This window comes from Mesorhizobium sp. C432A (assembly GCF_030323145.1).
In the GTDB taxonomy this organism is placed as follows: domain Bacteria; phylum Pseudomonadota; class Alphaproteobacteria; order Rhizobiales; family Rhizobiaceae; genus Mesorhizobium.
Map to the genome: position 1 here is coordinate 2847983 of NZ_CP100470.1, position 19804 is coordinate 2867786.

At 60.7% G+C, this 19804-nt stretch carries 17 protein-coding genes and 1 pseudogene; 9 read left to right on the forward strand and 9 right to left on the reverse strand.

Annotation, left to right across the window (positions count from 1 at the left end):
* Positions 1 to 9: 9 nt before the first annotated feature.
* The 7 genes and pseudogenes from NLY33_RS13835 (at position 10) to NLY33_RS13865 (ending at position 6853) form a co-directional block, all read left to right on the forward strand.
* Entirely contained in the window at positions 10 to 801 is a 792-nt protein-coding gene (locus tag NLY33_RS13835) for an ABC transporter ATP-binding protein (protein ID WP_023706574.1), read from the forward strand.
* Entirely contained in the window at positions 798 to 2045 is a 1248-nt protein-coding gene (locus NLY33_RS13840) for an SfnB family sulfur acquisition oxidoreductase (RefSeq protein ID WP_023706575.1), read from the forward strand. The genes NLY33_RS13835 and NLY33_RS13840 overlap by 4 nt, the downstream gene beginning before the upstream one ends.
* 33 nt (positions 2046 to 2078) lie before the next feature.
* Positions 2079 to 3254: an FMNH2-dependent alkanesulfonate monooxygenase gene (gene ssuD, locus NLY33_RS13845; RefSeq protein WP_023706576.1), complete on the forward strand. Its 1176-nt coding sequence runs from the start codon at positions 2079 to 2081 to the stop codon at positions 3252 to 3254.
* On the forward strand, positions 3251 to 4678 hold the full coding sequence (locus NLY33_RS13850; protein ID WP_023706577.1) for an FAD/NAD(P)-binding protein: 1428 nt from the start codon (positions 3251 to 3253) through the stop codon (positions 4676 to 4678). The genes ssuD and NLY33_RS13850 overlap by 4 nt, the downstream gene beginning before the upstream one ends.
* Positions 4679 to 4762: 84 nt before the next feature.
* Positions 4763 to 5210: pseudogene (locus tag NLY33_RS13855) on the forward strand (flavin reductase family protein).
* Positions 5211 to 6293: 1083 nt separating this feature from the next.
* Positions 6294 to 6479: a hypothetical protein gene (locus NLY33_RS13860; RefSeq protein WP_023706580.1), complete on the forward strand. Its 186-nt coding sequence runs from the start codon at positions 6294 to 6296 to the stop codon at positions 6477 to 6479.
* 188 nt (positions 6480 to 6667) lie between these two features.
* Positions 6668 to 6853, forward strand: coding sequence for a hypothetical protein (locus NLY33_RS13865; protein WP_023681021.1), 186 nt, complete (start codon positions 6668 to 6670; stop codon positions 6851 to 6853).
* A gap of 214 nt (positions 6854 to 7067) precedes the next feature.
* On the opposite strand, the gene NLY33_RS13870 is transcribed toward NLY33_RS13865, so the two are convergent.
* Positions 7068 to 7328 (reverse strand): hypothetical protein, encoded by a 261-nt coding sequence (locus tag NLY33_RS13870; RefSeq protein ID WP_245260961.1) that lies wholly within the window; start codon positions 7326 to 7328, stop codon positions 7068 to 7070.
* Positions 7329 to 7600: 272 nt separating this feature from the next.
* On the reverse strand, positions 7601 to 7972 hold the full coding sequence (locus NLY33_RS13875; RefSeq protein WP_023670881.1) for a response regulator: 372 nt from the start codon (positions 7970 to 7972) through the stop codon (positions 7601 to 7603).
* Between the two features lie 486 nt (positions 7973 to 8458).
* Between NLY33_RS13875 and NLY33_RS13880 the strand changes: the two genes are divergently transcribed.
* Positions 8459 to 9151 (forward strand): N5-glutamine methyltransferase family protein, encoded by a 693-nt coding sequence (locus NLY33_RS13880; protein WP_023689767.1) that lies wholly within the window; start codon positions 8459 to 8461, stop codon positions 9149 to 9151.
* Between the two features lie 54 nt (positions 9152 to 9205).
* Here the strand turns inward: NLY33_RS13880 and NLY33_RS13885 are convergent, their stop codons facing one another.
* The 5 genes from NLY33_RS13885 to NLY33_RS13905 are packed head-to-tail and all read right to left on the reverse strand — an operon-like array spanning position 9206 to position 16835.
* Positions 9206 to 9472 (reverse strand): acyl carrier protein, encoded by a 267-nt coding sequence (locus NLY33_RS13885; protein ID WP_023670883.1) that lies wholly within the window; start codon positions 9470 to 9472, stop codon positions 9206 to 9208.
* A 55-nt stretch (positions 9473 to 9527) separates the two neighbouring features.
* Positions 9528 to 11084, reverse strand: a complete 1557-nt coding sequence (locus tag NLY33_RS13890) for a class I adenylate-forming enzyme family protein (RefSeq protein ID WP_031195843.1) — start codon at positions 11082 to 11084, stop codon at positions 9528 to 9530.
* Positions 11074 to 13101 (reverse strand): asparagine synthase (glutamine-hydrolyzing), encoded by a 2028-nt coding sequence (gene asnB, locus NLY33_RS13895; protein WP_023707685.1) that lies wholly within the window; start codon positions 13099 to 13101, stop codon positions 11074 to 11076. The genes NLY33_RS13890 and asnB overlap by 11 nt, the downstream gene beginning before the upstream one ends.
* A gap of 6 nt (positions 13102 to 13107) precedes the next feature.
* Entirely contained in the window at positions 13108 to 14088 is a 981-nt protein-coding gene (nadE, locus tag NLY33_RS13900; RefSeq protein WP_280790677.1) for an NAD(+) synthase, read from the reverse strand.
* Positions 14085 to 16835, reverse strand: a complete 2751-nt coding sequence (locus NLY33_RS13905) for a non-ribosomal peptide synthetase (protein ID WP_023707686.1) — start codon at positions 16833 to 16835, stop codon at positions 14085 to 14087. Before NLY33_RS13905 ends, nadE begins: the two co-directional genes overlap by 4 nt.
* Positions 16836 to 17177: 342 nt before the next feature.
* On the opposite strand from NLY33_RS13905, the gene NLY33_RS13910 reads away from it, so the two are divergent.
* The gene (locus NLY33_RS13910) at positions 17178 to 17903 is read left to right on the forward strand and encodes an AAA family ATPase (protein WP_023670888.1); all 726 of its coding nucleotides are present in this window, start codon (positions 17178 to 17180) and stop codon (positions 17901 to 17903) included.
* A 79-nt stretch (positions 17904 to 17982) separates the two neighbouring features.
* Here NLY33_RS13910 and NLY33_RS13915 read toward each other — a convergent pair whose 3' ends face one another.
* Together NLY33_RS13915 and NLY33_RS13920 are read right to left on the reverse strand one after the other, a co-directional pair.
* Positions 17983 to 18195, reverse strand: coding sequence for a DUF768 domain-containing protein (locus tag NLY33_RS13915; protein WP_023670889.1), 213 nt, complete (start codon positions 18193 to 18195; stop codon positions 17983 to 17985).
* An 88-nt stretch (positions 18196 to 18283) separates the two neighbouring features.
* The gene (locus NLY33_RS13920) at positions 18284 to 19762 is read right to left on the reverse strand and encodes a M10 family metallopeptidase C-terminal domain-containing protein (protein WP_023707687.1); all 1479 of its coding nucleotides are present in this window, start codon (positions 19760 to 19762) and stop codon (positions 18284 to 18286) included.
* Positions 19763 to 19804 lie beyond the last annotated feature (42 nt).

A 19804-nucleotide genomic window follows, 5' to 3' on the forward strand; every position in this document is an offset into this window, starting at 1 on the left:
GAGTTATCGATGTCCAGCCCAGAAAATCCGATCCTGTCGGTCAGCCGCGTCGAGGCCGTCTACAACGGCGCCATCGCCGCCCTGCATGGCGTCGACCTCTCGGTCGGCAAGGGCGAGATCGTGGCGCTGCTCGGCTCCAATGGCGCCGGCAAGACGACGCTGTTGCGCGCCGTATCCAATCTTCTGCCGGCCGAGCGTGGTTCCGTCACCGCCGGCCGAATCCTTTTCGATGGCGAGGAAGTTTCAAGGGCAAGCCCCTCGCACCTTGTCCGCAAGGGCCTGGTCCAGGTTCTCGAGGGTCGGCACTGTTTCCGCTCGCTGACGGTCGAGGAGAACCTTCTGACCGGTGCGCTCGGGCGCTCGTCCTCGCGCGTTGGCGTGAAGGCCGACCTTGAGCGTGTCTACGCGCTTTTTCCGAGGCTTCTCGAGAAACGGCGCACGCGGTCCGGCCTCACCTCCGGCGGCGAGCAGCAGATGACGGCGATCGGTCGCGGACTGATGTCGCGGCCGAAACTCTTCGTGCTCGACGAGCCCTCGATGGGGCTCGCGCCGCTGATCGTCGACGAGATCTTCAGCGCCTTGAAGCGGCTCAATCGGGACGAAGATCTTTCGATCCTTGTCGCCGAGCAGAATTCGGCGGTGGCGCTGAAATATGCTGATCGTGCCACCGTCCTCGAAAACGGCAAAAGCGTGCTGGAAGGGTCGGCTGCCGACCTGCGCCAGCGCGACGACATCAAGACCTATTATCTCGGCGGCGCGCCGCTTCCATCGCAACACTTCCCCCAGGAGACTGCAGCATGACCATCCAATCCAAGCAGCCGTCCGACGCGCGCGTCGCCGTGCCTCCAGTGGAGCGCCCGTCGGCCAAGGCGCATATCATCAAGACCGATGCCGAGGCGATCGCCATCGCCGAAAAACTTGCCATTGAATTCGCCAGGGAAGCGTCGAAGCGGGACCGCGAGCGCATCTGGCCGAAGGAAGAGCTCGATGCGTTTTCGCAGAGCGGCCTGTGGTCGATCAATGTGCCGAAGGCCTATGGCGGGCCGGAGGTGTCCTATGTGACGCTGTCGAAGGTGATCACCATCATCTCGACGGCTGATCCCTCGCTTGGCCAGATTCCGCAGAACCATCTCGGCGTGGTCGCCGCCATCCGCACGGTTTCGGACGAGGCGCAGAAAAAGCTGCTCTTCGCCGAGGCACTGTCCGGCACGCGCTTTGGCAACGCGTTTTCCGAGTTCGGCTCCAAGCGTGCCGCAGACTTCGAGACCAAGTTTGTCGATGCCGGTGACCATGTCGTGGTCAACGGCCAGAAATTCTATTCAAGCGGCGCCCTGCTCGCCCATCTGGTGCCGATTGTGGCGCTCGATGACGAGGGGCGCGCCTGGTATGCCATCGCCGATCGCGGGGCGCCCGGACTGACCGTCATCGATGACTGGTCGAGCTTCGGCCAGAAGACGACGCTCTCCGGCACGGTCCTGCTCGACAATGTGAAGGTGGCGAAGACGCATCTCGTCCCCGGCTACAAGGGGTACGACAAACCGACAGCCGACGGACCCATCTTCCAGATCATCCAGGCGGCGGTCGATCTCGGCATCGCCAAGGCGGCGATCGACGAGACGGTCAGCTTCGTGCGCACCAGGTCGCGCGCGTGGATCGACAGCGGCGTCGATAATGCCTGGCAGGATCCCTATACGATCCAGGCGATCGGCGACCTTCGCCTGCGCGCCAATGCGGCCGAGGCTATTCTGGAAAAGGCCGGCCTTGCGGTCGACCGCGCCGTGGCCGATCCTAACGAGAAGACGGTCGCGGAGGCGCAGATCGCGGTCGCCGAATCCAAGATCCTCACCACCGAGATCGCCATCACCGCCACCAACAAACTGTTCGAACTCGCCGGCACGCGGTCCACGCTGGCCGAGCACAATCTCGACCGCCACTGGCGCAATGCGCGCACCCACACCCTGCACGATCCCGTCCGCTGGAAATACGCGATCGTCGGCAACTATTACCTGAACGAGGTCAACCCGCCCCTCCACGCCTGGAGCTGAGCGGGAACGCCGTAAAGTCACAAAGGACTATTCATGAGCACTGCCACCCCCGACAGGATCAAGGTCCTGTGGTTCTTGCCCACCCATGGCGACAGCCGCTATCTCGGCACCTCCGAGGGCGGCAGGGCGGTCGACCTGCCCTATCTCACCCAGGTCGCCAAGGCGGCCGACGCCATCGGCTATTATGGCGCGCTGCTGCCGACCGGGCGCAGTTGCGAAGACAGCTGGGTGGTGGCGTCGGCGTTGGCGCCGCTGACGCAACGACTTCGCTTTCTCGTTGCGGTCCGTCCAGGGCTGCAGTCGCCGACGCTCGCCGCGCGCATGACCTCGACGCTCGACCGCATTTCGGGCGGGCGCTTGCTGATCAACGTGGTCACGGGCGGCGATCCGGTCGAGAACAAGGGCGATGGCATATTCCTCAGCCATGACGAGCGTTATGAGGTGACGCGGGAATTTCTCGACATCTACAAGGCCGTGCTCAGCGGCGAAACCGTAGCCTTCGAAGGCAAGCATTTCCGCATCGAAGATGGCAGGTTGCTGTTCCCGCCGGTGCAGACGCCGCACCCGCCGCTCTATTTCGGCGGCTCGTCGGACGCGGCCAATGCGGTCGCCGCCGAGCAGATCGACAAATACCTCACCTGGGGCGAGCCGCCGGCGGACGTCGCCGCCAAGGTCGAGCATGTGCGCGGCCTTGCCGAAAAGGCCGGCCGCGAAGTGAGCTTTGGCATCCGATTGCATGTCATCGTTCGCGAGACCAATGACGAGGCCTGGGCCGATGCCGATCGGCTGATCAGCCGCCTCGACGACAAGACGATCGCCGAGGCACAGAAGGTTTTCGCCCGCATGGATTCGGTTGGCCAGTCGCGCATGAGCCGGTTGCATGGCGGCAGCCGCGACAAGCTCGAACTCAGCCCGAACCTTTGGGCCGGCGTTGGCCTCGTGCGCGGCGGCGCCGGCACCGCCTTGGTCGGTGACGCGGCGACCGTGGCAGAACGGATCGACGAATACCGAAGGATTGGCATCGATACCTTCATCCTGTCCGGCTATCCGCATCTGGAGGAAGCCTATCGCTTCGGCGAACTGGTGCTGCCGCTGCTGCCGATCGATCACGAAATCTCGACCCGGCCGACGACGGTGAACATGGGACCGTTCGGCGAAACGGTGGCCGGAGATCATCGACCATCGGCGCTGCGCGCGAGCCAGTCTTGAGCGCTTCCCGCAGGGCTGGGAAACTGACGGTCGCCATCATTGGCGGCGGCTTTTCCGGCGCCGCAACCGCGTTTCACCTGGCGCGGCTGCTGCCCGCCGATGCAGCCGATATCGTGGTCGTCGAACCGCGCGAGGCGCTCGGCTATGGTCTGGCCTATTCGACGGCCGATCCCTCGCACCGCATCAACGTGCGGGCGTCCAAGATGACGCTGATCTCAGGTGAGGAGGGCCATTTTTCCGACTGGCTGGAGCAGACCGGCGCTATTCTGGACGATACGCAGGCCATTGCCGCCAGCGGCGCGATTTACCCGCAGCGTCGAGTCTTCGGCCGCTATGTCGAATCCCACCTGCAGCCCTTCCTGCAAAGCAAGGCGATCCGCCATGTCAGGGCCGAAGTTGCTTGGGTCGAGCGCAGTGGCGAGGGCTACCGGCTTGTCCTGTCCGATGGCGCAACGCTTTCCGCCGATGCTGTGGTGATCGCGGCGACGCATCCATTGCCGGCCCTCCCGGCGCCGCTGCGCAGCGTGGCCTCAGTCGCCGGATTGGTGGCCAATCCCTACGATCTCGAACGGCTGCAGGCGATCGGCCGCGACGACCGTGTTCTCATTGTTGGCACCGGTCTGACCTCGGCCGACGTCATTGCAGCCCTCGACCGTAGAGGTCATCGCGGCCGCATCACGGCACTGTCGCGCCATGGCTATCGCTCGCATGTGCAGGCCGCCATGCAGGGCGACCCGATAGGCGACTTCACCAGCCTGCCTTTACGCAGCGCCACGGTGCTGCTCAGGCGCATCCGGGCCACGATCGCGGCAGCGACGCGACAGGGCGAAGACTGGTATCCGGTCCTCGACGCTGTCCGGCGTCAGGGGCAGTTGATCTGGCAGGCCTTGCCGCTCGCCGAGCAGCGCCGCGTGGTGCGCCATCTTCGCGCGCTCTGGGACGTGCATCGTTTCCGCATCGCGCCACAGGTAGCAGTCGTGCTGGATCGCCGCCTTGACGAGGGGACGCTCGCTTATCGCGCCGGATCGATTGTCGAGGCCGAAGAGGCCGACGGACGTATCCGCGTCACGCAGCGGTCAAGGCGCCGACACGACCTCATCGTTGAGACGTTCGACAGCGTGATCGTGACGACCGGGCCGGCGCATGCGGACATTCTTCGCACCAACACGGCGATTGCCGCCCTTGGACATCTGGGCCTGGTCCGTCTTGACCCAACCGGCCTTGGTCTCGACACCGACAGCCACGGCCGCGCGGTCGGTAAGTCAGGTCACCCGGCCGACAATATTTTCATTAGCGGACCGCTGGCGCGCGGCAGCGTCGGCGAGCTGATGGGCATCCCTGAAGTCACCGCCCATGCCGAGAGCATCGCCACCGAAATTCACCAATTGGGTTACCAGACGGCGTTGCGTCGCAGGGCGTCGTGAAGGTGCAAACACGATGAGGCTATCCAGATGACACTAACCGAACGCATTCTGCCGGATGAAACCCGGATCTCCCTAAAATTTGCGATGCGACACCTGGCCGGAGCCGTGTCCGTGGTCACCGCAGGCATCGGCGACGAGCGGACGGGCGCAACAATTACCACAGCCCATTCCTTGTCGGTCGAACCGGAGGTGATGGTCGTCAGCATCAACCTGAGCTCGTCGACATGGAGCCATCAGCCGGCATCGGCACTTCTGCGTGAATGTGCTACGCGCCGACCAGATCGCGGTTGCCGACCGTTTTGCTGGTCGAGGCGGCCTCAAGGGGCAGGCTCGCTGCGAGGGTGCACGCTGGTCCACCCTTGCAAGCGGCGCATTGGCGCTCGAAGGTGCGCTTGCCGCGGTCGATTGCACCGTCGAGGATACCATAGTTCGCCACAGCCATGCGCTAATACTCGGCAGCGTCCGGCATGTGGTGAGCGGAGAGCCCGGTCCGGCACTGATCTATCATCACGGCGCCTATGGATCGTCGTGAGCGGGTTGATACGTGTCGTTTTCTGACAGCCATGAAATTCTTGGTCTCATTCAAGGCGGCGAAAGGAACGAAATACGAATTCTCCATAGCCCTTCGCCGAGACGCGCCGCACACACCCAAAACGCGAAAACGCGACCGAGATGGCGCGGGAGCACTATGTGCGATTGTTTGGATGTGAGCCAATACGGGCTTTGCGCGTTGTTGTTGAACTTGCGGAAGCCCTTTTCCAGCCAAGAGGCTTGAGAGGAACAATTCTTCCGTGGCGCGTAGCGGCCAGGCACTGCCGTTGGGCAGCCGATTGCGATTGCTACGGCAACGAAGAAGTCATGCCCGCGCGCATGCGGTGCTTGCCGTTGAAGGCCACGACCGATCTGCCACTGGCGCCCGGCGCCGTCGGTCGCTGCGGTCCAGAGTTGCCGACCAGTAAGGACAAGGCAAAATCTGGTGTTCTCGCGAAAAATGGCGACAAGGCGCGGGTCGCAGGACATCACGCCGAAGCCGAAGAAACGCTAGATTCGCGCCGGCAGCCCTAACTAGCGCTGGCGAGACTGGCATGTCCCGCAGCGGCTTCTTGCGCTTCGGCGGCACATAGGCATCGCTCCGATCTTCTGCTCGAGTGACTTAAACTAGGATTTGCAGTCGCCGTGTTTCTACGTTGTGGTTTCGGCGACATCTGTCGTTCGCAACATCAGTAAGTAAACCAGCTAAACGAAATCAATGAGAAAGATCAGGAAATTGCCCGGTCATTCAATCAGGAATCGTTCGCGTTGTCCTTTGCAGAAGGCCAGCGGATACGCCTATGGCTAGCGAAGGTCGTGCGCCTGTAGGGCGCTGTGGGGCGGCATTGTAGGCATTCAAGCATGAGCGGAACCTAATTTGCAGCCGCAAATTAATGTCCAATGAATGAACTCCCAAACCGGAAAAAACTCGTGCCTGACCCTCAACCTCGGCGCGGCTCCAACAAAGGTGTGTTGCTAGCGGCTGCAGCGCTGCTGTTTGCCTTTCTCGCTCTTATTCTGTTTGAGTTTTTTCAGTAAGTGCGCGCGGCGCCGGCTTCCTAGAGAGGGCAGAGCACCTGCCGACGTGATCTTCGATCGCTCGCGTCCTTGCGGCGGGGCGACTATCCAAGCCGGCTCGGTTCTGACGGGTTCGGCGGTCCCACCACAGCAGGATGATCATTCGGCAATTTTTGGCAGCGCCGGTATTCAACTCACGCCCAAAGCGATTGAACTGAAGCTGGCCGTCGATGTCGTGACTGACGCAGCATGAGCCGAACAGGCGAGGCAAGCGCAAGCCTTGGGGCCCAACCTCAGACAGACGAAGCACGCTCGTGCAGTCTGGAGACAGCGCAACGAGTTATTCATTCGGGCGCCTTCGCATCACCAGCGGAACGAAAGAGTTAACTGGCGGTTTACTAGGGAAGGATTGCAGGACGAAAAACATTGAGGATTTCTGCCATGACAATGTTGTTCGAACCACTCGACTCTGAAGGTTACAAGCGCAGCGTGGTCTACCATGCGGCACGCTTGTCCATGCTCCACAATCGAATGCTGAAGCGTTTCGACAAGGTCGATAAAGCGGCTGAAAAGGTTGAAGCCGAGGTGGAGTTGTTTGATGAAGCTGTTCGCACTCTCTACGAATGAGCGGCATGTTGACCGCCGACGTTCCTGCTAGCGCGTATATGGGCGCGGGGTTCACCGTTGCTCCACCAGGCGATGTCGCGCCGCGTATTTGGGCTTGATAAGCACGATCTAATGTATACGATTCACCCAGCCGGCCTGGCTCCCCCGCCATCGGGCCGGTCAGGCCCGACGGTTCAACGCACCACCCCAAACGACTGTCGGGCCGCCAGGACTCTCACTGCGCAGCCGGGTTCATGCTTTGCCTTTTTTTCTCGAAAAGCGCGAGCTTGGTCATATAACCAATTCTGATTTTTGCATGGCATTGGGTGCAGTTGAAGTTGGATATCACCTTCAACCACGATCCCTTTTTTATGATGACATGAGAACAGTTTGGACATTCCAGTTCCAGGTACTCGTCCCCCATATCGTTTGAAATCGGCACTACGACACTCCCCAACAGTTGCCCGTGAAACTGCGCTTCGAGATCGGCCGGCACCTCCGTGCTCAAACCCCGAACGTGGGTCCTTGGCAGATGTTCCGCAATCCGACCTCTGGCGACCGGGATCGGACCTAAGTCCAAATCGCCGCCAACAGGCCGAGAAGTGGAACCCCGGCGGATGCTTTTTGAACGCTGAATTTCCGTCCTCGCCGGTCGTAGTCCGCCGTCCTCATGACCAAAGCGCCAATGTTGCCCTTTGTGAGACTGACCTCGTCCGGCCTACCAGGTCGCCAGGGCGCAACTCCGGTAATAATGCGGCGGAGCGAATGTCAGCGCGAAGCTGTGCGCAGGGACGCCAACTCGCTGACAGCAGCAAGGATGACAGCATCGGTTGCCGGCTTCGGCAGGAATCTGCAGTCGCGGAAAGCCGCGGGAACGTCGGCGGGGCCAAATCCCGACAAGAAGGCAAAGGGGATGCCTCGCGCCTGCAATATCCTCGCCACCGGCAGACCCGTTTCACCGTTCAGCTGGATGTCTAGCAACGCCACGTCAATCTTGTCCGATTCGACAAGACGCAGAGCGGCGGATACCGACGGCACAGGTCCGACCACCTGATAACCGGCGCGACGCAGCCGCGCGGCAGTGTCCTGCGCGACTAGCCATTGATCCTCAACAATCAGAACACTCACGCTTTCGCTCACGGCCCCTCTCTGCGATTGACCGGAAATGAGATGTCGATCCGAGACCTTCGGACAGTTGTTTCGACATGTCCGCAAACCTATAGGTAACCTCTCCATGCAGCAAGGTGAGGCTGATGCTGGAGCGGAGGCGCTTCCACCGACCACTTGCTGAATTACCGGAGCCGAAGATTAGCGCGTCAATGGAGCTGCGGTCCGCGCCTCCGCTCCATCAGAGTTGGATAGGCGTTTACCCCTCTCCACGATCCACAAAATCTAAAAGCCGCCGTACCGCGCCATTGGCTCTTCAAAGCATGAGCAGCACCTCTCTCTCCATCTTTGGCGACCTGAGATTGCAATCGGTCAATGAGCGTCAGAAGTGCGATGCACCGAGTTTGTGCCTGCAGTTTTTCGAAGGAAAGGCTTGAGAATTCATGATTTCGGAGCAGGTTTGGCTGGCGCATGAGCGCCGCAGATCTATACTGGGGAGATCAAGCGATGGGGTCGGCCATGAGCAAAGAGTTCAGTGTAGCTGATGCCTATGGCGCCGGCCGCGCCATGTTCATGGGACTTGAACTGCTGGTTTCGCCCGGTGCGCTCGTCCCCAGACCTGAGACCGAGTTGCTCGGCAAGACCGCGCTTGGTGTGTTGCATCAGATGAACCTGCCGGCTCCGCGCATAGTTGATATGTGCTGCGGCACTGGGAATCTGGCGTGCGCGATCGCTTACCATGTGCCCAGCGCCCTTGTCTGGGCAAGCGATCTCACCGATGAATGCGTCGAAACGGCACGCCGCAACACCTCACATCACGGCATGGCTGAGCGTCTTTCGGTGCTTCAGGGCGACTTGTTCGACTCTCTCATCGGCCTTGGGTTAGACGGAACTATCGACGTAATCGTCTGCAATCCGCCTTACATTTCTGAAAAGCGGCTCGAGGGCGACCGCGCCCATCTGATCGAGCTTGAGCCGCGCGAGGCGTTTGCAGCCGGCCCTTACGGCCTGAGCATTCATATGCGCGTACTGAAAGACGCACCGCGATACCTGCGGCGTGGCGGCATCCTGCTCTTCGAGGTCGGGCTTGGCCAAGACCGACAGGTAGCGGGTCTGCTGGAACGCAGCAAGGCATTCGAGAACATCCGTTCGGTCTCGAACGAAGCGGGCGAGGGCCGGGTGGTTCTGGGGCAAGTCAAGACGCAGGCATGAATCCTGCGACAATCAGACCAAATACGGGGCTGCTCTGGGCGTTACGCTTACCCATCAGTTCATTTTGCGGATGATGTATTGCTCGATCCCCTGGATGGAATCGAGGTTTTCAGGCAGAAGTTCGCTATCCTCGACGGTAATGCCAAAGGTCTCCTCGATGAAGCCGATAATCTCAAGCACACCCGTCGAGTCGACAATGCCTTGATCGAGCAAGGATGCGTCATCCAGCAATGCCTTGACGTCGCTGACGTAGAAATTCGAAACCAAGAAACTACGAATCTGCTCGCTGTAGATTCCGGTGCGTTCCTTGATGGTCAACATGAATTCGTCCTCCGTGGCGTCACCATTAAATCAGCGACTTGGTTCTGGCCCCGTATCATGACAGCGCCGTTTTCTTGAGTTTTCCCGTGTCCGTCATCGGCAGGTTCGCCACAACGACGATGGATTTCGGGACCATGAAGTTTTCCAGACGCTTCTGGCACTCCTTCTGCAGTTCCCTTTCGCCAATGGCTCTTCCATGCTCCATCACCACAAAAGCTTTCACCGCTTGCCCGAGGAGCTCGTCGGGAACACCTATGACAGCCGCTTCTCGGACTCCTGGAATGTCCATCAGTACATTTTCCACTTCCCTTGGCGCCACCTTCTCGCCTCGCGACTTTATGATCTCATCCCCACGGCCAACGAAGTAGAGGTAACCCTCCGTATCCATCCGGCAGTAGTCGCCGGTGTATAGGACCTGCTCGCCGGGCAGCGGGCCGGGTTTGAGTTTCCTGGCCGTTGCCTCGGGCTTGCCCCAATACCCGTTCATCACCGTTGCGCCGCGAATGACGAGTTGGCCGACAACGCCTGGGCCTATCCGCCTGTCATGCTCGTCAACGATCCACATCTCCGTATTCGGGATTGCGATCCCTACGCTCAATGGCTTTCGCTCGAGGTCCTCTGGCGGCAAATAGGTGCAACGTTTGCATTCGGTGAGACCGTACATCGAATAGATGCGTGCACTCGAAAACAGCTCGCGAAGCATGAAAATATGCTTGAGGGGTAGGGCTGCCGCAGTGTTTGTGACGTAGCGGATGCTCGAGAAATCCTGGTCTTTGAGGGACCTGAGTTCGGAGAGTGCGGCAAAGATTGTGGGCACGCCGGGAAAGCCCGTAACTCCCTCCTGCCTGATCAACCCGAGGATCTGTGCCGGGAAAGCGAACGAGCGTTCGAGCACCAGCCGGGCGCCGGTACGAAAAGCCATGATCATCTGGTACAGTCCATAATCGAAGGCGAGGGGTAGGACATTGAGGATCACCTCGTCCTCGGCAATCGCCAGGTAGGAAGCGACAGACGCGCACGCGGCCATCATGTTTCTGTGCGTCAGCATCACGCCCTTGGGTTCGCCCGTCGACCCGGACGTGTAGATGATGGCTGCCAGATCAACATCGATGCACTGCCGTGCCGGCGGCGTATCCGCGCCATTGGCGAGGGCGGCGTCCCAGCGCACGGCAAACGGCAGCTGGGCGAGTTCGACGTCGTCGATCGGTCCCGATACGATCACCCGCAGAAGTGACGGGCAGCCGCGCGCCGGCTCGCGGAAGATCGCTTGCAGATGGCCGTCCGTGATGAGCGCCGTCGGCCGGCAGTCGTTGAGCAGATAATCGAGCTTGTCGCTCTTGGTGAGCGGGTTGACGATGCACACCACCGCATTCGCCTTTAGCACCGCCCAGAAGCTAACCACCGTCTCGACGGTGTTGTCGGCGAAGATCATCACGCGATCACCGCGAACGACTCCGGATGCGGCCAGGTCCCGGGCGATCGCGTTGGCTCGCGTTTCGAGTTCGAGGTAAGTGACACGCTGCTTGTTGCACACCAGCGCCACCTTACTTCCGTGTCGGACGGCGGAATGGGCGAGGTAGTCATGCAGCAGTGGTACGGCATCATGCAACATACAGGCGCTCTTCCCGATGTTCGCAGTCGACGTCGACGCTGAGCGTGCATTCGAGCGTTGCACTGGGACAACCCGCGACGAACTGCTGATGAAGAAGTTGGGTCGACAACACGCCGACCAGCGCCATGTTGTCGGCATTGGACAGGTCGCCATCGCCAGTTCTGGCCTGGCATTTGGCAAGCAGGTGCGTGACCGCCTTTGGATCGAAGACATTCGCCTCGCGCAGGGCCGCCTGCGAAACCGCCTCGCGAGCGTAATCCGGAGCGTCTGCGCCGACGAAGCAAAGCGCGTTGGGCGCACGGAAGGGCTGCTTCTTGCGGGCTATGATCTCGGAGGGCAGGATGGGTGCCGCCATGCGCTTCAGCACGTGCTTCTCGTCGAGGCCGCGGAGTTTGAAGGAGGGTGGCAGCGAATTCGCGAGCCTCACAAGTTCATCGTCCAGGAACGGGAAGCGCCCCTCGACGGAGTGAGCCATCAGCATCCTGTCGCCTTGCGAGGAGAGCAGATAGCCCGACATCAGTGTTTGCACCTCGAGATACTGGTCCTGCGCAAGGGGGCTCCAACGGGCAAACTGCGCGGGCAGACGGGCGAGCAACTCGGACACGGCGTCGCGGCCCTGCGTTCGAGCCCGCATATCGGCCGTAAACAAGCGCTTGATGGCACTGGTGGTTCGCCAGCGTGTTTCATGAGCAAAGCCCGGCGCGTCGTAAGCCTGAATATTTCGCCCGAAGAACTGACGCGCCATCGCCTGCTGTTGCACCGGCGAGCGGGTGAGATAGGGGTAAAGGCGTTCCAGGAGCCGAGAGCGGCGTGTCGATGTCGGGTGGCGCCCCCAGAAGCGGCGGACCTTGCCTTCGCGGAACAGGTCGTAGCCGGCGAACATTTCGTCAGCGCCTTCGCCGGTCAGCACGACCTTGATGCCACGCTCGCGCACCAGGCGCGAGAGCAGGAAGAGCGGCGCCGGGGCAGTCCTCAGTATCGGGCGCTCGGTGTGTTGGATTACCTCCGGAAAGATTCCGGCTATATCTCTGCGCGAAACGACCACTTCATGGTGCTCACTGCCGATCGTCTCGGCAACCATTCGCTGGAAGCGGGTCTCGTCATATTCGGCGTCGGCAAAACGCAAGGAGAAGGTTTGGAAGCGATCGCCCGCGAAGCGCCTTGCGAGCGCGGCCACAAGCGAACTGTCCAGCCCTCCGGAGAGGTAGCACCCGACAGGCACGTCGGCGCGCACCATTCTGAGCGCCGTCGCGGACTCAAGAGCGCTAGACACGCGGTCCACCGCGTCGTTGGAGGACCCGGGGAACTCGCCCTGCCGCGATCCGAAATTGTCGGGATAGGAAGGCTGCCAAAAAATCCGCTCACGAACGGTGCCATCCTGATAGATGCGGACACGACCCGGCTCGAGTTCGTTGATTCCGTGGAAAACTCCTTGCGGCGGAACGACCGTCCAGAGCGTGAACGTCTGATCGATGCCGGCTGGATCAAGGGCGCGAGGTATGGTTCGATCGGCCGCGAAAATGGCTTTCACTTCGCTGGCGAAATAAAGCCGGTGCGCATGCTCGCTGAAATACAGCGGGCAAATGCCGAAGCGGTCGCGCGACAATATGAGACGATTGGCCACTGAATCCCAGATCGCAATTGCCCATTGGCCGTTCATCCGCTCGAAGGCCGTTTCTCCCCACTCACGATAGGCGTGCAGCGCGACCTCCGTGTCGCTGCGGGTTCGGAAGCGGTGGCCGAGCGCCGTGAGTTTTTCACGCAATTCGACGTAGTTGAATATCTCGCCGTTGAACACGATCCACGTCGTATCGCCTGTATCCGCCATCGGCTGCTGGCCACCGGAAAGATCGACGATGGACAGGCGCACATGCGCCAGCCCCGCGCGTCTGTCCCGGTAGAGACCGCGCCCGTCGGGCCCGCGATGCGCCAGCGCGCCCATCATCTGCATCAGCGCCTGCCGCGAAGGAGAAGCCGCTGTGGCATTCAGCGCCACGATTCCACCGATGCCGCACATGCTCGGTCAATCTCCGCCTTCCGCGGACAGCAAAGGCCGCGCGTGAAGATAGTGGGCCGCCCTTCGTTTCGCTTCGATGTCCTTGAACACTTTCTGAAGCTGGGGCTCGGTGAGGCCAGCAACCGCCGCGAGCTCATTGCTGGCGACCCCGTGGTTCAGGCCGTAGAGGCATAGATCCATCAGGTGATAGGGCAGCGCGAAATAGAATTCTTCCTGGCTTTGGGTCATGGAAAAGGTGTCGGTGGTCGGTGGCCGCTGCCGGATTTCATCATCCACCTCGAGATATTCCGCGAGTTGATAAACCTGGGTTTTGTAAAGGTGAACGATCGGCATCACGTCGGCGGCTCCGTCGCCCTGCTTGACGAAAAAGCCCTGGTCGTACTCGAGGCGATTTGGAGTGCCGACAACCGCGTATTTGAGGCGGTCGGCGTGATAGTATTCCGTCATCTTGCGCAGGCGCTGCTTGTAGTTTGTCGCAGCAACGATCTGCAGATAGGCAGCTGGCGGCAGACGCACGGTATCTACTTTACCCTGCGGATCCTGGACCGTGAGGCGGGTTATATTGAGCCCGCTGCTCTCCAGAACCGACGCGATCACCAGCTTGCATTTCCACCCTTCCCCATAGTCGGGAACGACGGTCTGGATCGCATCGATCTGCCGGCGGTAGGCCCCAATGGCCTCCAGTGCCGGTGCTATGTCCTCAAGGACGCTTTCAATGCCAAGCTGTGCCGCGACGCGGCGGCCAAGTCTCAGGGAGTCGCCGGAAGAATCCCGCTCCGGCATGAACAGTCCCAGGACCTTGTCTTTCCCGAACGCGCGCATGCACAAGGTCGCGACGACGGAGCTGTCGATACCGCCGGAAAGACCGACAACCACGCCGCGACGATGCAGGGTGCCGAGAACCTGAGTGCGCAAGGTGTCAACGATGCGATCGACCTCCGCGCGGGCATCGAGCGTCAGCATGTCCTTGCTGAATTCCGGAATTATGTCGATGACAAGTCCTCCCTTTTGCGAGATTCGGCGGGGGAATAGGTCCGCACGATGGCCGTCTCGATAAGCGGACGGTTGGTGGCAAGGTTTGGTTCGACGACAAGGTCGATGTGGCTGCCCGTGATCGAAATGACGTCCAGGTGTGCCAAGACGCTGTCCCAGCCCAAGGCCCGCGGCATTCCCTCCCTGCGACATCGGAACAAGGTACCGGAGAGGGGCAGAGCCGGTTTCGGTGCCTCAAGCCACTGGAAGAATGACTTCGCCCTTAAAACCTCCTGCAGTTCCAGTTTGGTCCTGAAGATAGTCGGGTTGAACTCTCCATTGGCAAATCTGTCCAGAATCCTGGCCAGACGCGCTTCGCCGCCCACGGCGACGGTGATCTTCGCAAGGGCTCTGCAAGCCATCCGGTGCGCGGATATGCGGTTGGTGCGAATACGATAGAACGTACGGGTAACTGTCTCCCAATGGTTGCTCGGCTCGTCCAGAAGGCTCGTGTCGAGGATGCCCAGGAACCGCACCGTTCGCCCGGCCTTCATGAGCCGTGCGGCAACCTCGAATGCAACCGCGCCACCCAGAGAATGGCCGAGAAGTCGCACGGGGCCCGCAGGTTGGATGCGGCTTATCTGCTCGAGTGCGGCGCCAGCCATGGCGCTGAGGGTGTTGTGTCCGTCCAGTATCGCCGCAAGGCTCGGATATCGGATGGGGTTTACACGGGCGACTTTCCCCATGGCGGCTGCGAACGCAGCCAGGCTCGGACCATAGCCAACGGACCCTGGAAACAGGAAAAGAATCGGGGGGTGGTGCTTCTTTTCGCGCCCTTCGCCTAACCGTGCAGAGACGACCGCCTCAACCATCTCGTCCAAGCTCATGCCGACGGTGAATGCCTCGAGGCCCAGCTCTTGCCCGATGGCGTTTTCGATCGCCATGACGCAGTGCAGCAGCTGTAGCGAATCTCCTCCAGCATCATCCCAGTTTCCCGTGGCAGTGCCTGTGTTGAGAACCTGCGTCCACGCGTGCTGCACTATTTGACGCGTGTCCTTTGCTCCTCCGGCGGGCGGAGCATCGAGAGTGGACGACCGGGCGGCTCGCGCCCTCCTTCCGTGCGAACGATCTATCTCGGCCAGTGTTGCCAAATCGACCTTACCTCCCGACAGGCGTGGGATTGCGTCAACGGTGTGCAATCGCAAGGGACGCAATGGTGCCGGCAAGGTCATTCTGAGGAGCTTGCGAAGGTCGTCTGCAAAAGCGCCGCCTGCGAAGCGCTGGGGAACCGCGAAGGCGATGAGCTCCTGCGCGGCAGTTACCATCACCACGGCATCCGCCACCGAAGGCGCGCAGCGCAAGACCCGTTCGAGTTCGGCGGGCTCGATGCGTCGACCATTGATCTTGATCTGGCGCCCTTTGCGGCCGACGATCCTCAAGATGCCATCATCGTCGAGCCGAACGAGGTCCCCGGTCGAAAAAAGCCGAGCCTCGGGATCGTCGGGGTCCGGCTGCGCGGGAACGACCACACCGTTCTCCCAATGACCAAGCAGGACATAGCGGCTTTTGATAAGAAGCTCTCCACTTTCGCCTGGCCCTACATTGCGCTCCGCTTCGTCGACGATAGCGAATGTCATACCAGGGAGCAGCCTGCCGACGGGAACCGACGCGTCTTGCTCGGGCCAGTCAGGCGGCAAGAACCATTGCGAACCGATGGTTTCAGTCGATGAGTAGCCGATCTGGATCAGACACTGGTCCGAAACGGCTTTGCGCAGCAAAGCGATGTCCGTCCATGACACTTTCTCCCCACCGATCCGCGCCACTCTGAGCGGCCAGGAAGCGTCGGCGGGCGCCTCAGCCAGGAGGGCTCGAAGCAGTGCCGGCACAAGATAGGCGATCGTCACACCTTCGGACTGCAATCGAGCGCGCGTAGCGCGCAGGCCGACAGTCTCCACCTCGAGAAGATGCAATGTGGCGCCCGTCAGCAGCGCCGCAAAGATCTCCCGGCAACCGGCGATCGTGGCTGGCCCGGTCAGCGGCAGGAAAACGTCATCCGCACTGATATGGCACGCATCGACATATTGCCGGACCCGCCATAGCAGGCTGCGTTGGCTGTTGACGATTCCCTTGGGGCGCCCGGTGCTACCTGAAGTGTAAAGCACCAATGCAGGCGCATCGACCGAAACGATAGGGGGCTTATGCTGCTGTTCTGGGTGTTGATCGTTGGGCGCCACGGCGGCGGCAATTTCGATCCAGATGATCTCTTGGGCCAATTCGACCGGGCGAACATTTTCGGCGCCTATAATCGCGCCGAGCCCCGCGGCACTGACTATATCGAAAATGCGAGAGGCGGGATCTCTTGTGTTGAGCGGAACCGAAGGCCGTCCCGCCGCCATGGTCGCCAACATCGCCACAGGATACCAAGCGGAGTTTGCTTGCAGGATGCCGATGGCCTGCCCTTCGGGGACGACGGCAGCGATATGAGTTGCCAGCGTCTCGACCGCCCGGAAAAGCTCAGAAAAAGTCAGGCGGTTCGCGCCGTCGCTGATTGCGAGCTTGTCAGGATGCCGCCTGGCGACATCTCCAAGGTGGTCGAAGATTGGAATGTCCGCAAATTTGGCACCCATCTGTCGGTAACGGCCCCAGACTGGCCCCCCTTGGTCAAGGTCATATTCGGGAACGACTGACCACCTTCGGGTGGGTCGCAGATCCACCTGTAGGTTTTGATTTGCCACTTCCGAATGCAAACACACTGAGGACATTCAGGGCCCCGCCAAGCTGTCGGTCGAACATCGCTCGCCGCGGAGATCTTTTCATCAATCATTCGGATGATGCCTCGATCTTGCCTAGCCAGCGCTTCCCGAGCGTCCTTCAGAAGTTTTGCCATTTGTGTCCAGCACCGGTCGTTTTTCCTTGCAAGCTCCGTGGAGCGCAAGACGGCTTGCCCAGGCGAACGGATGCGATCGGCATCTCCGCTAGAATCCGGGCTCGGTGCCCAGATTCACTGACTGGAACAATCATTCAAATGAACGTTGGTGTGATCTGAAATCCGGCTAAGCTTGATCCGTAGGGGAATGACTGCTCGTTCGGAGACGCTTGAGCATATGATCATCGAGTTGTTTGGGCCGCCTGGCGCGGGTAAAACCACGCTGCTTCGCGGCCTCTGCCAAGGGCTGGCGAGACACGGCATCAATGTGAAGACAGTAAATGGGTATCGCCTGATTGAACCTGGATCGGCTCAGGATGACGCTCCGGAAATCCGCCATGGCATAGGAAGAATTGGCAAAAAGATTGCCACATCCGGTCCTATCTTGCTGTCGACCTTGCCAAAGGACAGTGTCGCGGCCCGGCTTCTGGCATCGATCCCTCTTCGAAGCCGCGTGTGGTCATGGCGAATGAAGGTCGACATCGCCCAACTGTGCCAGTCCTGGCGCCAAGCGCGGGAGTCGCCCGGTTGCTTCATCTTCGAAGAGGGCATGATTCAGGCTTTGTGTGCGCTGGGCGTGCTGGCTAGAACTCCAAGCCTCGACGCGGTCCGCGAGTGCCTGGCGTTCCTGCCGCGGCCGGATCTCGTTGTGCAACTCGACGCGCCCCAGGAAACGTTACGCCGCCGTCTTGTGGATAGGCATGCGCAGCAACCGCTCCTCGAGGTTATGCTGTTCGAACTTGGCGTGGACAAAGGATTAAGGCAGGCCGAAATCTCAAGAGAGGTCGGCGAGTGCCTGCGCCAGGACCGATGGCCGTTGATACAAGTCAATGGTGCTGAACCTCACGACGTGGACGGGGTCGTCGCGCGCGTTCTGGGAGAGCATGTTGGTCATGCTGCCTAGGCTGGCCCATGACCTATGATCCATGACACATTTATGCATTTGGCGCCAAGCCGGGCAGCATCTGCCGCCAAGCGCGCAATCATGTCGAATCGTGCTGATCGAGCACTTCGAGCATGGTCGTCAACATGCTTCCGACTTCCTCAGAGATTTCCTCGGGGCGGATTCCCGCTCTGATGGCATCCGCCGTTGCTTGGTCCGCAAGTTTCGCCGCAAGAGCCGGATCGGCCTTGGTGTAGAGTGGGATCTTATCCTCTACCCATTTCTGCAGGAATTCGATGCCGCGCGCGCTCATACCAAGTACAAGCTCGGCGGGGCTTCTTGGTTCCGTCAGCCATATTCAAGAACGTCAGACCATCTTGCTCAGGCTGACGTTCCCACGGTCACGTCACGATGAACGAGGACGCCGTCAGAGCCAGGTGTGGCGATAGAGTGGCAAATTGGATCTGATGTGCGCCGCCCGAGCCGTCGCTGTCAAAGGAAAGCGCGCCGGTCGAGCTGTTATAGACAATGTGATCGCCGCTGTCGTGCGCGGCCCTGCCGGCGTAGAACGCCGAAGAGGGAAGGGTGCCGGTATGCAGGCCGGCAAACACAGTGTGGTCGAGTTGGATCTTGTCGTGGCCCACTTTGAAATCGGTGACCTTGTCGATATTGCCGACCTTGAGAGCCGAATCGAAGACAAAGACGTCGTTGCCGCCATGTCCGGTCAGAACGTCTCTCCCACCACCGCCGTTGATAGTGTTGCTCCCGGAATTGCCATCGATGGTTTGGGCGAATTCGTTTCCCGTGAGCTTGATAGCGGCAGTTCCCAATTTGCTGGTGGTCGCAAGATGCTCGACCTGCGAGCCGGCCGACAGCGCGTAGCTGACCGATGCCAGCACGCTATCGTTGCCGCTGTGCCGCAGTTCCACCACCTTGTCGCCGGCGTTGTTGACATAGTAGGTGTCGTTGTAGCCGCGGCCCATCATCGTGTCCGCGCCAGCGGTGCCGCGAAGCACATCCGCGCTACCCGTGCCGTAGAAAATGTGATCGCCGGTGCTGGTCGGAGGGACACTTGTGGGCGGAGGCACTGTGCTGGTAGGCGGCGGCGTCGGTTCGCTGGCCGAAGGACCGCTTGCGGTGCTCTGGTTGTGTTGAAGGAACAGAGCCTGCAGCGTCGGCGAGCTCTCAAGCGCCGTGTCGCCCTGTTGAGAACCCCAAGCATAGGCATAGTCGAAGGCCGGCGAAGGCGCTACCTTGGCCCAGTGGTCCAACATGGTCTTTTCCTGAGCAACGCTGGGCAGGACATAGCGACCGCCCGTGTCGGTCGTCCAGTCGCCGCCGCCGAAGGTCTGATACACGGGAACGACCTGACTGAGCGGGATGCCCGAGGCGACGGCCGCCGCCACAGTCCTGTCGATCATGTTGTAATCAATCGTGCTTGTTCCGGTCCGTACCGGGTAGGGATCCAAGCCGTAATAGTCGATATGCGTGTTGGCAGGATTGAATGTGTTTGAAAAGTCGGGGTTAGCGGAAGACCCCATGTTCATCATGGTTATGAAGGTCTTGGCGCCGGGCAGGTGGCTGTGGATCCAGTCTGACTCCGCCTTCAGATCAGCGGCGGTGGCATAAGTTCCCCATTTGCCGGTCGGGTCCGGCTCATCGACCAGGAAGAAGCCAAACACTTTCGGATTGCCGATGAAGGGCGTGACCTTCTGGATAAAGGAGGAGGTTGCACCATCGGCTTCATTGAGCCACACCAGGCCTTTCTGGCCGGCCGGCAAGGCGTTGAGCTGGTCCAAGGAAGATACATCAACAAGATTGAATCCGGCTTTCGCGACCTCGGAGGCCGACCCGCCCGAGGCGTAATGGAGTGTTGTCATTGACATACCCTTCGTCCGATTCGGTAGGCGCCCCACACCTGC

Excerpts from the sequence above, each read along its gene's own strand:
- ssuD (WP_023706576.1), top strand. The coding sequence starts at position 2,079 with ATGAGCACTGCCACCCCCGACAGGATCAAGGTCCTGTGGTTCTTGCCC.
- NLY33_RS13835 (WP_023706574.1), top strand. The coding sequence starts at position 10 with ATGTCCAGCCCAGAAAATCCGATCCTGTCGGTCAGCCGCGTCGAGGCC.
- asnB (WP_023707685.1), bottom strand. The coding sequence starts at position 13,101 with ATGTGCGGCATCGGTGGAATCGTGGCGCTGAATGCCACAGCGGCTTCT.
- NLY33_RS13920 (WP_023707687.1), bottom strand. The coding sequence starts at position 19,762 with ATGACAACACTCCATTACGCCTCGGGCGGGTCGGCCTCCGAGGTCGCG.
- NLY33_RS13915 (WP_023670889.1), bottom strand. The coding sequence starts at position 18,195 with ATGAGCGCGCGCGGCATCGAATTCCTGCAGAAATGGGTAGAGGATAAG.
- NLY33_RS13840 (WP_023706575.1), top strand. The coding sequence starts at position 798 with ATGACCATCCAATCCAAGCAGCCGTCCGACGCGCGCGTCGCCGTGCCT.
- NLY33_RS13890 (WP_031195843.1), bottom strand. The coding sequence starts at position 11,084 with ATGTTGCATGATGCCGTACCACTGCTGCATGACTACCTCGCCCATTCC.
- NLY33_RS13905 (WP_023707686.1), bottom strand. The coding sequence starts at position 16,835 with ATGTCCTCAGTGTGTTTGCATTCGGAAGTGGCAAATCAAAACCTACAG.
- NLY33_RS13865 (WP_023681021.1), top strand. The coding sequence starts at position 6,668 with ATGACAATGTTGTTCGAACCACTCGACTCTGAAGGTTACAAGCGCAGC.
- NLY33_RS13885 (WP_023670883.1), bottom strand. The coding sequence starts at position 9,472 with ATGTTGACCATCAAGGAACGCACCGGAATCTACAGCGAGCAGATTCGT.
- NLY33_RS13910 (WP_023670888.1), top strand. The coding sequence starts at position 17,178 with ATGATCATCGAGTTGTTTGGGCCGCCTGGCGCGGGTAAAACCACGCTG.
- NLY33_RS13880 (WP_023689767.1), top strand. The coding sequence starts at position 8,459 with ATGAGCAAAGAGTTCAGTGTAGCTGATGCCTATGGCGCCGGCCGCGCC.